This is a genomic window from Butyricimonas sp. RTP31003st1_G1_RTP31003_210430, from assembly GCF_040920905.1.
Taxonomy (GTDB): Bacteria; Bacteroidota; Bacteroidia; order Bacteroidales; family Marinifilaceae; genus Butyricimonas; species Butyricimonas paravirosa.
On the sequence record NZ_JBCOSQ010000098.1, the window covers coordinates 1 to 13,446 of the forward strand.

Annotated in this window: 12 protein-coding genes and 1 pseudogene; 4 read left to right on the forward strand and 9 right to left on the reverse strand. The window is 43.9% G+C overall.

The features are described 5' to 3' along the window. The 9 genes and pseudogenes from AB5542_RS19840 to AB5542_RS19880 form a co-directional block, all read right to left on the reverse strand. Nucleotides 1-236, reverse strand: a pseudogene (locus AB5542_RS19840) (beta-N-acetylhexosaminidase); the annotation flags it as partial. A gap of 57 nt (nt 237-293) precedes the next feature. Then, entirely contained in the window at nt 294-1,235 is a 942-nt protein-coding gene (locus AB5542_RS19845) for a PD-(D/E)XK nuclease family transposase (protein WP_279040009.1), read from the reverse strand. Nucleotides 1,236-1,387: 152 nt separating this feature from the next. Next, nucleotides 1,388-2,632, reverse strand: a complete 1,245-nt coding sequence (locus AB5542_RS19850) for an efflux RND transporter periplasmic adaptor subunit (RefSeq protein ID WP_279040011.1) — start codon at nt 2,630-2,632, stop codon at nt 1,388-1,390. 3 nt (nt 2,633-2,635) lie between these two features. Continuing rightward, nucleotides 2,636-4,105 (reverse strand): TolC family protein, encoded by a 1,470-nt coding sequence (locus AB5542_RS19855; RefSeq protein WP_230328304.1) that lies wholly within the window; start codon nt 4,103-4,105, stop codon nt 2,636-2,638. 16 nt (nt 4,106-4,121) lie between these two features. After that, a complete protein-coding gene (locus AB5542_RS19860) occupies nt 4,122-5,309 on the reverse strand; it encodes an ABC transporter permease (RefSeq protein WP_279040013.1) in 1,188 nt (395 codons plus the stop codon). Next, nucleotides 5,306-6,529 (reverse strand): ABC transporter permease, encoded by a 1,224-nt coding sequence (locus AB5542_RS19865; RefSeq protein ID WP_279040015.1) that lies wholly within the window; start codon nt 6,527-6,529, stop codon nt 5,306-5,308. The genes AB5542_RS19860 and AB5542_RS19865 overlap by 4 nt, the downstream gene beginning before the upstream one ends. A gap of 58 nt (nt 6,530-6,587) precedes the next feature. Next, entirely contained in the window at nt 6,588-7,745 is a 1,158-nt protein-coding gene (locus AB5542_RS19870) for an ABC transporter permease (RefSeq protein WP_279040016.1), read from the reverse strand. Then, nucleotides 7,742-8,965 carry an ABC transporter permease gene (locus tag AB5542_RS19875; protein ID WP_279040018.1) on the reverse strand — a complete coding sequence of 408 codons (1,224 nt, stop codon included), beginning with the start codon at nt 8,963-8,965 and terminating at the stop codon, nt 7,742-7,744. The genes AB5542_RS19870 and AB5542_RS19875 overlap by 4 nt, the downstream gene beginning before the upstream one ends. Beyond that, a complete protein-coding gene (locus AB5542_RS19880) occupies nt 8,962-9,627 on the reverse strand; it encodes an ABC transporter ATP-binding protein (protein ID WP_087419924.1) in 666 nt (221 codons plus the stop codon). The genes AB5542_RS19875 and AB5542_RS19880 overlap by 4 nt, the downstream gene beginning before the upstream one ends. A gap of 230 nt (nt 9,628-9,857) precedes the next feature. Between AB5542_RS19880 and AB5542_RS19885 the strand changes: the two genes are divergently transcribed. The 4 genes from AB5542_RS19885 (at nt 9,858) to AB5542_RS19900 (ending at nt 13,307) form a co-directional block, all read left to right on the forward strand. Next, complete coding sequence (locus tag AB5542_RS19885) at nt 9,858-11,060, forward strand: sensor histidine kinase (RefSeq protein WP_279040020.1); 1,203 nt, start codon at nt 9,858-9,860, stop codon at nt 11,058-11,060. Continuing rightward, nucleotides 11,045-11,731 (forward strand): response regulator transcription factor, encoded by a 687-nt coding sequence (locus AB5542_RS19890; RefSeq protein ID WP_279040022.1) that lies wholly within the window; start codon nt 11,045-11,047, stop codon nt 11,729-11,731. Before AB5542_RS19885 ends, AB5542_RS19890 begins: the two co-directional genes overlap by 16 nt. 280 nt (nt 11,732-12,011) lie before the next feature. Further along, on the forward strand, nt 12,012-12,653 hold the full coding sequence (locus AB5542_RS19895; RefSeq protein ID WP_279040024.1) for a DUF6266 family protein: 642 nt from the start codon (nt 12,012-12,014) through the stop codon (nt 12,651-12,653). Nucleotides 12,654-12,665: 12 nt separating this feature from the next. Continuing rightward, entirely contained in the window at nt 12,666-13,307 is a 642-nt protein-coding gene (locus AB5542_RS19900; RefSeq protein ID WP_279040026.1) for a DUF6266 family protein, read from the forward strand. The last annotated feature ends 139 nt before the right edge of the window (nt 13,308-13,446 follow it).

Below are 13,446 nucleotides of genomic sequence, written 5' to 3' on the forward strand. Positions count from 1 at the left end.
GCCTTCCCGAAAGATTTTTCAACCAATGTACTCATAAAAGTACAAGCCGGTTGCAAATCATCCGCACCCTTCACCACGTTAATCACTGTTTTTGGAGATAGATAAAAACCGCCATCCGCAACTGTTACCTGCTGAGGCTGAGGAATAATATTCACCTCTTGATTTGGTTCACTGGCACATCCGCCAAGCAAAATAATACACAATACTACGATTGAAACAAAACTGATTTTTTTCATAAACGCATTTTTAAACACAACAGCCAAGATAAGTTAAAATTCGTTCCCGTGCAAATATTATAATTGTTCTATTTCTTCATTTGTTAAACCCGTACTACGAATGATGGAATCCAAAGGTACTCCTAGCTTTTTCAAATTACGAGCAACCTCAACAATTCCTTTTAATTTTCCTTCCACCAAACCTTCTGCCCGTCCTTCCACTCTTCCCTCCACCTTTCCTTCTTCCCTTCCTTCAGCCCTCCCTTCTGCTCGTCCTTCCACTAACCCCTCGAACCTGGCCGTCCCCAGCACGTCATTCTGGATCATGATCGCATCAACGTGACGATCGTATGCCGCACGCTCTGATGCATCCATACTATAATAAATCAATTTTTCCCGTGCCTCTTTCAACCCCGGAGCCGTTGTGTCCGGACGGATATGATCATTCTTCAGGTAATCCAACCATTCCTCCAACGGCGTTGTCGCCACTTGATTAAACTCGTTCAAACGAATCAAGAAATACTCCGGGAATATCTCCGAAGGTAGGCGACGCACCAAAGCATCCTTTTCCTTCACGGTCACCTGCAGACGATCCCCCGTGTGAACCCCCGTGAACGTGTTCTGCCCGTGATAAAGGTAATCATCCCCCTTACCTATATCAAAATAAAGAATACTAATTGAATATACTTTTTTCACCTCCGAATAGAGATTACCCAACTTGATATGTTCCGTGATCGCTTTCGCCGCCCCGTAAAGAATACGTTCAAGGAAATAAAGCTCCCGGGTTACCTGCACCTCCACGATAATGATCTCCCCCTCGCTATTCCGTGCCTTAATATCCACTCGGTTAAACTTATCATTATCACACTGCTGATTACTCTCACTTTCTAGAATTTCCATGATATGGATTTCCTTACCCAACAACACCGTGAGCAAACCTTCCAACACCCCAAAATTTGCTTTATCACGCAATAATCGTTTCACGGCCCAATCAAATCGTATATACCTATCCTTCTCCATAACACAGCCAATTTAGTTATTCTTCACAAAGATACACTTTTCCACGACAAACGTTCCTTTTTTCGGGGAGAATATATCATTATAGAGACGACACACCTAATATAATGATTTTAGCATGAGCAACCACATTGCCAGATAAAACGTAGCATCTGTCACTTTACATACAGAACCTCCTTATCCCTGTATTTTCCCATGTCCGAAATAATCACCTTCTCCCCGACCGTCAACCCCTGCAACACCTCCACGTATTCGAAACCACTCTCTCCCAGCATAACCTTCCTCTTTTCCACCCGCTCCCCGTTGACAACCCACAGGTCATAATCTCCCCGACCCATGTAATAAGCCCCTGTCGGCAAACGCAACGTTTCATCCTTCATGGCATGAGTAACATGCACATCCACTTTCAGCCCGGAGCGCAAACGAGTATTACTCTGATCATCCAGAAACACAACAAACTTGATGACACCGTTATTCACCGAGGGCGTGACATTCCCCACCGTGCCGGAAAGCTTCTCGTTCCCGATCACCACGTTCACCCGGTTCCCCGCGGTAATCTTATCCGCATAACTATCGGCAATCTCGCCCTCCACCTTAAAACTCGACAAATCAGACAATATCGCCAAATTACTTCCCTGCGCAACAGAAGCCCCAACCTGATCATTAATCCAAGTCAACGTGGCGGCACGAGGCGCCATCACCTGAGCCTCCCCAAGCGTCTTGAACAACAAGTCCATGTTCCTCTTGGCAATCTTGTAATCCAACTCCAGCGAGCGAATTTCCGATTGTGAAGTACTCTTTTTATTTTCAAACTTCCGTTTCAATTGTTCCAATTGCATTTGTTTCACCGTGTAATTCAATTCCGCCTCCCGCACCTTTTCCCTCGTACTGGCCCCGATACTATCCAGATAGCGCTCGTTATTCAGCGACACCAAAGTTCGTTTCAACATCATCTCGTCAATATCCACCTGCATTTTCATTTCCGCCAAATCACTCGCTATCGTTTTACGCTGTAAATCCAATTTATTCAACTGCATCTCCAACGACTCCTTCTTCGTTTCGTACTCCGTCCGTATCGTTTCCAAATCCAACTGTAACAACGGTTCATCTTTCTGCACCCGATCCCCCGACTTTTTATACACTTCCAGCACCTTCGAAGACACCGGAGAAGTGATGATTTCTTCTGCAAAAGGAACCACCTTTCCCGTGGCATACACGGAAACCTCCACTGCCCCCTCGTCCACCACACCAAAATTCACCTCTGCTCCCCGAATCTTGGGTTGAAACATATTCACCAAAAAAGAAAACACCCCCACGCATATTGCCACAATCATAGTACCCCTTACGACCATTTTCCGTTTACGTCGTCTTTTTATCTCCGGAGATATTGCCTGATCCATAATCTAATATTTTTCTTGTTGATAAATTATATCTTCTCTCTTTTCAAAATCATACAAAGTCAACCTACGCAAGGCATAAAAATACACCCATGACGAATACAATTGACTCACATAAGTACGTCGGGCATTATCCTGCTCCGTCTGTGCGGCATTCAAATCCAGCACACTGATCTGCCCCAACACGAAAGTCTCGTATGCCGTCTTGTAACGCTTCCGGGCTACGGTATCCGCCAAACGCACGATCTCGTTCAGCCGATTCTGTTCCTGATACTGTTTTACCGCCGTCATCACATCTTGTTCGAAATTCAATGTTTCCTTCTCCACCTGTACCCGTGTGATCTCTGCTTGCGAGCGGGCCAACTCCACCTGTCCCCGTCCCTTTCCCCAATTCAATATTGGAATACTTATCCCCAAACTAACTGCCTCCCGATTTCGTAAATTCTGGTATGTCTCTTTAAAAGTCCTATCACTTCCAGTGAACCCGATCGAAGCATAAACGTCTGCCTTAAACCCTCTCCCGGCTTTTGCTTGTGCCACCTGCTGACGTGCTTGCAGCATCCGGCAAACCACATCATAACGGAAAGGATTATTCCTATTCGCCAGTTCCATAACCTCTTTAAACGTCACCTCGACTTCCGGACACTCTTCCGGCATATCAGGAACAATCACCACACGTTCATTATATCCCAGATAATTACGCAAAGCAAACATTTTCTGCTCGTAAGCCTGCTCCGTCTGAATCAGCGAAGACGAGGCATTCAAGTAATTCAACTTCAATTGCAACAAATCATTATCGGAAATCAATCCCCTCTCCCGTTTTCCTTGTGCTATCTGCATCAGTTTTTCCGAATTTTTCAAATTCTGCCGATCTATATCCACGTTAATCATCGCCAGCAACAAATCGAAATAATACGATATAGCCTGTACTGCCACGTTTTCCATGTTCACGGCAAACTGCTGCTGAGCTTGCTTGTACTTTTCCGGCTCGATCTTCATACTCCATTTCAAGGGATTCGCCGTGATTAACGGCTGTGAGAAAATCACGTTAAACGGCACGCTCATATACTCCGTCGTCTTGTCTCCATCCAACTGGTCCACCCGCTCTACCTGTGATTGTAAGGACAACGCACCTCCCGTCAGCGGGATATTCTGCGTCACCGACAACGCCAACTGCTCCGAAATCGAATTACTGGAAATATATTTGTACGTCCCATCTTCCTTCAAATAACTCGATAACGTCCGGTTAAAACTCGGTAATGTTCCCGTCAATGTCACGTTTGGCAACAAATCGGCCCTATAATTTCGATATTGCCAGTACGCTGATCTCAACTGACTCTTTGCCACCATCGCATCCAGCGACTGTTCCCGTGCCAGACGAATCGCCTCTTCCAAAGAAACAACCTTCTGTTCTTGCTGAGCCGTAACAGGTAAAACTGCCAATAAACACCACCATATAAATAATCCTTTCATCATAGCTCCATTTTTACTGTTACGCTTCTCGCATTGCCTCCACGGGATTCACCTGCACCACTTTATAAGCCGGCCACCAGGCACTAAATACCGCAAAAACAATCATCACGACCAAAGTCATCCCAATCGCAGCCACGTTTACCCCCGTCCATTCATACACGAAACCGAAAAGCACCATTCCCGGCAAGGCAGCCAAAACACTCAAAATTAAACTTTCCGTTACGACAAGACCTATCAAGCGCTGTTTCGTGGCTCCCACCACCAAACGCAAGGCGAATTCCACTTTCCGCTTTTTAGAATTTAGCCAAAACAAACCAAATGTCCCGATAAACGCAAAAAGTAACAAAAAAGCCGTGGGAATAGCCCGCATGGCAACACCGGAAACGACATCGAACATAGATTCTCGTTTCAATCCGCCCATTTCATAACAAAGTGATACCGCTTTCTCAGCTAATCCCAGTCGCTTATATTCCTTGCTAAAACTAGCATGGAACTCGTTTTCATATCCTGGTTTGATCTTAGCACAACATTCCTCGTAAGCAGATAATGAATTTTCTCTTCTACGAAGAATTATCGTCGTTGGTGTATCGGAAAAGACATTCTGTTTCACTCCGGGAGTTATCCCTACAACCGTCAACGTGCGCCCCCTTAAATATAACTTTTTTCCAATTGCCTCTTTCCACCCCAACTTATCCATCAATTGACGACTGACAACGGTAGGGCTAGAACCATCTTCGAGCACTTTTTCCGTAACCCATATACCTTCCTCCAATTCCGGTTGAAAAACCGTCTTTGCCTCCTCATCAGCCAATTTTATGATTACCCCTACAGCCTTCCCATCCACTTTAACCGTGTCTGCAAACATACCATCATAATATATATCCGAACGTAGATAAGGAGCCAATCCGTTGCTTCGGGTTATAGCCACCACGAACGGTTCCTTCCTCAATTTTTCAATAATGACATTCATCCCTTGTAGCATCTCTTGTGCGTCATCCCAGTTATTGTTTCCGCCACCATGCAACATATACCCGAAAACCACCACGTCATCCGTGTTTAGCAATCCGGGTTCCCGATATTTGTCTATCGCTCCAAACAAAGCCACCATACTCACCATCAGAATAATAAATATCAACACTTGCTCCATCAATACCCCGGCATATTTTTTTCGTTCCTGCCAAAGCATCTTTAATATATGACCAATCATTTAGAACCTCCTTTCAAAACCGTAGCTATATTTTTCCGGGCAATAATATATGCCGGAATTCCACCGGATAATAATGTAAACAACAACGAGAGAGGAAACACCCCGCATAGAATAACCAAATAATCCAAATCCTCTATCAACGATATTTGTCCCTCGTCTCCATTATTAAAAAATGACACACTGATCCAATCCGCTACCGGGTACGTTAGGAATATACCTAAAATAGCCCCGACAATCACCAACAGAGCGATCTCGGTGATCACTTGTATAAACGAATCCCAAAGCCCTGCTCCCAAAGCTCGTTTCAATGCGATTTCATCCGAATAATTATCCACGTTCGCCATGTTCAAGGTAACAATATTTATTGCGGGAATAAGTAGCAACAAGAGAATAGCCACGGGAATCCCGTAAGCATACAAATCAGAACCGAAATTATCAATTCTTGCCTCCCGGAATGTATATAAATTCTCCGGTTTCACATCCACTTGCATATTTATCAAACTCCAATAATCCCTAACTGCCACGGCAACATCTTCTTTCATATTTTGGATGGGAACATCCCGGGGAAACAGGACTCCCAAATCGTAATACCCAAACCCGCGAGGCGAAAAGCTATTAAAAACATGAGGTATCCATATCCCGTCCGCACGAATCGCATAGGTCGAAAAATTACGCACCACGCCGATAACCGTGTACTCTCTCCCCTGAATCTCCATTTTCTGCCCGACAACATCTTCCCTCTTGAAAAACATCCCTGCCATATCCTCCCTCAACACGACATATGCGTCTTTATTCAGGCATTCCTGTTCCGTGAAAGGACGCCCTTCTATAAAATGGAACTGGTTAATTTTCCAATAACCTCCATTTACAAAAGCAAAAGAAAGTGTCTTACACGCATCATTCACGGCCACCTCCCCGACACTATTATAATACATGAAATAATCCTCTTTCGCCCGTACCCTTTCCATCAACCAAGCTGTCATCTTCGAGTATATACCTCCAACATTCCGTCCATTCGCATCTTGAAAAGTGCTGAACACAATTGTCCTATCACCATTTACAAAAGGAGCTTTATTACTGGTTGTATCATACACGAGTTGGAGCATGATAATAATAAACACGAATGTAAACGCAGTACCAATCACGCAGAACAAAGCATACACTTTATTATGCCCTATACTACATAATGCTGATCTTAAATAATTCTTCCATTTATTCATAATCTCTTTATTTACTATTCCTCCCGCATCGCCTCCACGGGATTCATGCTCTTTTTCTTCACTTCAACGTCACCGCCGGGTTTACCTTCGTCACCCGGTAAGCCGGATACCAAGTACTCAACATCGAAAACATAACCATAACAAGCACCGTTATGCACACACCCGTCCATTCCGGCAAAGTATACTCATAAATAAACATGGACAAGAGAACTCCGGGCACACAGGCTAGTAAAGTAACAACAAAGCTTTCCAACATCACGAACACGAGTAACTTACGGTGAGTCGCACCCACGGCCAACCTCAAAGCAAATTCTCGTACTCGTCTTTCCGAATTCTGCATAAACAAGCCAAACGTACCGATAAATGCGAAAACAAACAGAAATATAGAAGGAACGGCTTGCAACATGATATATACAAGTGCAGTATCGTATGAAAATCCCTTAGCAAGTTTCATATCCATCGCAAAAGGTTGAGCTTCTTGAACAGGAATCAATCGTTGAAATTCTTTATAATAAGCCATGATAAACTCTTTCTCTCTACCCGGATATACACGAGCGCAAAGTTCCCGGAACATATCGCTATATCCCATGGCATTACATGGCATAATAACAGTCGGATCAGAAGCTAAAAGGACCTGATGTTTTATCCCAGAAATCACACCTACTACAGTAAGGTCATTTCTACCCATAAAAAACTTGTGCCCAATAGCCTGTGTCCATTGTAACTCGTCAACTAATTGTTTCGTGACCACACAAGCAAATGACCCATCTTCTAATCTGTCATCCGCGAGCCATTTCCCCTCCACAACGTCCGGACAAAACACTTTGTAAGCCTCCTCTTCAGCTCCCTTATAATTCACACGATATATCTTACCATCAATACGCACGCTATCATACCAAGCATTATCTCTCATATAGGGAATCATTGCCATACTCTGTGTGATCCCGACAACACAATCCAATTTCTTCAAATTATCGATCAAAATATCAACACGTTTATCGACCTCTCCCGTATTATCGTTCATTTCCGAAAGCATATACCCGAAACTAACCGTATTATCCGTATTCAATAATCCCGGTGAATATATCTTGTGTAAAATTTCAAAAACAGAAACGATTACCAACATCAACACCACAAAAACAACCGCTTGTTCGATAAAAATCCCGCAAAAGGTCTTCCATGAATTCCTGACTATTTTAAATATATGACTGATCATCTATCACCTCCTTTCAAAACTACCGCCATATTTTTCTTTATCGCCAAGTATGCGGAATACCCACCTGTCAGCAAAGTAAACACAAACATCATAGGTAAAATTCCTCCCAATATAACCACATAATCAATATGTGTAATTAGAACATCCGTACCCTCTAATACTCCATTAACACAAACCTCCTCGATCACATGCACCATCGGAAAAAATAACAATAATCCCAAAAGCACCCCGATAACCACGAGAATCAGATTCTCTACTATGATCTGAAAAAAAAGTTCCAAACATGAAGCTCCAATGGCTCTCCTGATTGCTATTTCCTCGGATTGTTTAACTGAATTCGCCACGTTTAATGTCATAATATTAATAGCCGGAATAATCAATAAAATCAAAAGTACAATAGGAACCCCATAAAACAGTAATTGAATTCCCACATCATTCACCAAATCCTCTTTTACCGTGTATAGTTTTTCCGCAACAATTTCAACCTTTCTTCCCCGACGTGAATAATAATCCTCTAGCACACGTGCAACTCCTTGTTTAGCCGTGATAATAGAAACATTCCGTGGAAACAAAACACAAATATCATAATAATGATCCCCACTAGGAGTAAAAGAATTATATTTATTCGAAAACCAAAATTTTTCGGGTATTCCTGTCGTAAAAACAGACACATCCCTCACCACCCCTGTAATTGTGTAAACAACCTTTTGGCATTCGATTCTTTTTCCCACGGCACTCTCCCCCTTGAACAATATATCCGCCATACTTTTATTTATCACAGCAACTGGCTGTTTATTCTCAAATTCTTCTTGTGAAAACGCACGTCCTTCTAAAAATTCAAACTGGAAAACATTCCAATAATCAACATTCACGTAATTCACAGAACTGGCAACAAACGTATGTTCTCCAAAAACATCCACAAACTCCGAGTGATTAACTGCATAGGATTCATATCCTTGTATTTCCTTCATTAAACCTTCTATTTCTTCGGCAGGAATATACACAGTCTTACCTCGTACATCCCGAGAACTTCCAATTTGAACAATCCGGTCCGCATTCACCATCGGCGGCTCGTTACCAACAACAGAATAAACGAGTTGCAACACGATCGCGATAAACACGAACGCCAACGCCGTACCCAACACGTAAAAAATTGCAAACGACAGGTTGTGCCGGATATGGTAAAACGCTGGAATTATATAATTTTTCCATCGATTCATAACACTAACTTTCCGTCAAACAAACGAATGATCCGTCCGGTTTCCTCCGCCAATCTCTCATCATGCGTCACCATCACGATTGTCGTCCCCTCCCGGTTCAATTGTACGAGTAAATCCATGATCTCCGTTCCCATCTTACTATCCAAATTTCCTGTCGGCTCGTCCGCCAGAATCACTTTCGGTTGCCCGATCAACGCTCTGGCTATCGCCACCCGCTGGCATTGTCCCCCGGACAACTGCGAGGGGAAATGTTTCAAGCGATGAGTCAACCCGACCTTTTCAATTAATTCCAGTGCCCTTTTCTTATTGGCCGATGCAGAACTTCCCCGGCGATACAACATCGGCAGCAACACGTTATCCAACACGTTCAGCGACGGGATCAAATGGAAACTCTGGAAAATAAATCCTAGTTTCTGGTTACGAATCCTCGCCATATCCCGATCATACAAAGAATCTGCCCGGACATCATCAATAATCACCCAACCACTCGTTGGCTTATCCAACAACCCCATAATATTCAACATCGTACTCTTTCCACACCCCGAAGGTCCCATGATAGCCACAAACTCACCTTTCTCCACCGTCAAATTAATATCTTCCAATGCCCGTGTCTCCACCTCGCTCGTGTAAAACGTTTTATTAATATTTTCTAAAGTTATCATACGATTTAAGTATTAGTTGATTCATGATTTATTTTACCATTACAAACATAACGAACTCCCTCCTAGGAAACCTCCCCGAATTATTGTAAAACTATTGTAAAATTTCGCTCCCGACATATCGCTCAACCACAACTCCTTGTAAAATCAATTCTAAATACGTAATTTCGTCTCGTCTATGTGACGGCAACCATTCAACAAACGTGCATGTTGAAATGGCAAAAGAAAAGTGAATGAAACACGATTTAAGAATAATAGGTTATATCACGTTCACGATATTCATTTTATTGTGGATCAATCAATTATTTTCCGGTATTAAATTATACGAAACCGTCAAGACACGCTGGCAAATTCACATGGATTCTATTATCGAATCAGTTATTCCCCCATACATAGAAATATTACAAACGGACTCCGTTCAAGAACGAACCCATCTTTTCTCGTCATTAGACAGCATATTACGCCCCCAAGCACCCGATGCCGTTCATTTCACCATCGCACAATTAGACAGCACAAATCAAATCATAGTCCGGTTCCAGCATCACAAAACACCTACGCCCGACATAACACGAGGAAAAAGTTTCCCGATAAATAATCTTTCCCACGAATCCTTGGCCATTTATTACAATTTTCCAATCTCCTTCTTTTTAGAGGAATCATGGCAAGACATCCTCGCCATTGTCGCGCTGACACTGCTACTTGTTCTAGGTTTACAATACCTCTCCCACGCCCAACAGCATCTATCCCGCCTTCAAGAAGAAATGATTAAACAAGTCGTGCATGACTGGAAGACCCCTCTTGCAAGTATCGTCACCCTATCTGAACTTGTAGAAAAAAAATCCATCCCCGAGGATGACGAAAAGGGACATGCGAAAATCCGGCTCATCCAAGAAGAAGCCAACCGACTGAAAACAAGCTCTCAGCAATTGCTTAAAACGTTAAGTGGGCTCGCCCACTTGAACATCACCCGGGACGAATTTAACCTGAAAAACGAGATACTCTCGTTATTCGAGAAACAAAACCTCGCCAACCACGGACAAAAAAATATCCAGTTAAACTTGCGCTATCTCGTTGAATCCGAAATTGTTTATGCATCACATTTCTACCTACTCGGCGCTCTTCAAAATCTCTTGGATAATGCCGTGAAATACAGCGGAGAAACGCCACAGATCACCGTAATCTGTTACCAAAAAAGAGGAACCTTCGTTATAGAAATAAGGGACAACGGTCCCGGTATTCCCAAAAAGCAACAAAAATATATTTTCAACAAATATTATCAGGCAAACAAAGACTCTACCAATAAAAAAGGATACGGTTTAGGCTTGACATACGTCTACAACGTCATCAAAGCCCACAAGGGAAAAATCACGGTGGACAGCCCGCCGGGAAAAGGATGTACATTCACGATATACTTACGCAAATGGAAGAAAAAATAAATATACTCTATGCCGAGGACAACACCACGGCCGCCATGATATACACGGAAATCCTTGAAGAAGCCGGGTACACGGTAACCCTTGCCAAAGAGGGGAACAAGGCGTGGCAACTATACGAAACCGGAGCTTGGGATCTCCTGTTACTTGACATGGACCTACCGGGAAAAGACGGCCACGAACTGATTCGCCTCGTACGGGAAAAAGGGGATCAGGTCCCGATCGTGATTCTCAGTTCCGTCAATCACAACCATGCCCTGTACGAGGGAGCCGACGATTATCTCGTGAAAGGTTGTAGCGTGGACGACGTGAAAGCTCGCTTGGACAAGGCTATCGCCAGAACCAAACGATTGAACACGGAAAAAGAACAAGGCCTTTTCCGCGTCTCTCCCGACACCACCTTCAACAAAAACAACCGACTGCTCACCATCTCCGGCAAACGAGAAGAGTTGAAAAGTATGGAATCAAACATCTTATGGCTATTCTGCCTGCGGATCAACGAGGTGATTCCCACCGTGGAAATGTGCGAAACGCTCTGGGGTGTCGATACCACAGACAAGGAAAAAGCCCTCACCAGATACGTCTGCCTGCTGAACAAAAAACTGAAAGCGGATAAAAGCATCGCCATCCAAAACGAATTTGCTCGAGGTTACAAACTCGTGAACGGCTTGTAGTATAAAAATTCACCCTAGGCCCTCAAATACATAAATGCAAATTAATGTCACAAAATGTGATATTATCACTAACATATTCTTATCAAATTGCGAGCCGCTCCCATTCCGCTCCCATTCCGGCCCTATCCCCCTCCTACAATCAAAATTAAATATTGCAATTAATTTGTTTTTTTAAAGTAATCTATCTACATTTGAAAACTCCTATATAGCATTATTTTAGTCTCAAAATAGGAGACTGACTCATAAACACGACCGAAAGGTCAACAAAATCAGAAAATACATGGCAACATTAAACGATTCGGTATTACAAGGAGCCTCCGGGAAAATCGGGGGATACGTGACTTACTCGGTAGGAAACAAAACGTATGCCCGAAAATTGGCGGACACCATCAGCAACCCGCGTTCGGAAGGACAAACGGCACAACGTTCAAAGCTCCCCGGAGCCCAGACCATGTACCGTGCCACACGAGGGAGCATACTGGAAAAAGTGTACACGCTCGTGGCACGGGAAGAGGAACGACGCTCCGGCTACCACTGGTTCCTTCACACGAACATGAATATGTTCGGCCCGAATGACTACATTGATTATCCCCGGCTAGTCCTGTCGGACGGTAGCCTGCAATTACCTTTCGGGATGAAAGCCACGGCCATTCACGCAGACAAACTGGAACTAGAGTGGCTGGATAACACGTCAACCGTCACCGCACAAGCGACCGACCAACTGACCGTTGTCGCCATCTTTGACAACGAACCCTATCAACCCGTCGTGCTGAATGACACGGGATTCTGCCGATCAAATGGAAAAGCCATAGTACCCGTCCCGGAAGGAACATGGACAACAGCCCACTTGTATTGCTTTTTTGCCGCCCAAGACGGGAAACGTTACTCCCCCTGCATGTATTTCTCTATTTCCAAATCTTAAAACACAAATATCATGGCAATCTTTAAACCGACCATATTTCAAGACATCTCCGGTTCCGTCGGCAACGTAACCTCCTACAAAGTGGGTAAAACTCAAATCGCGAGAGGAAAACCGGGTTTCGTGAAGGACGCAAAAACCCCGGAACAATTGAAACAACGTGCCAGACTTAGCCTGATCACGAAATTGCGTCGCCGTTTCCTCAAAATCCTATCCGTGGGGTATTGTTCTCCCTCCGGCAAGATATGCGCCAACTGCTTCACCCGTGACAATATTCACAAAGTGAACGCGGATGACGTGGAAAATCCCACCGTAGACCTGTTGACGCTCTCGCTCTCCGGTGGCGGGTTACGATTACCCCTCATCGAGGCTGAAATGGACAAGGAAAAACGGCTGGTCACCTTCCGGTGGAAACAACAACCATTAATGCCTTTCATGGCTAAAGAAGACCGCTTGATGGGTGTGATTCATGAACGGGAAGAAAAGAAAAGCCGGCTCGTGGAACTCGGAACTAGAGGCACAAGCGGGGAAAAAGAATGGCCGTTACCGGAAGACTGGAATGTGAATCAACTAGTCGTGTACGGTTTCGCTGTCAGCGCAAACGGGCAGAACGCATCGGGGACACTGGGATTACTCGAAACTAACGGGAACGCCTGATCACGAATCAATTTCCAGATTCGTGAAATCCCCCGTGATTTCAATTCTCGGTTCCGGATATTCAGTAATGTGGCCAAAAATAGTTGGTAACATTTTTCCAATTAAAGCTTATCTTTGAATAGTAAAGTCGAAGAGGAAA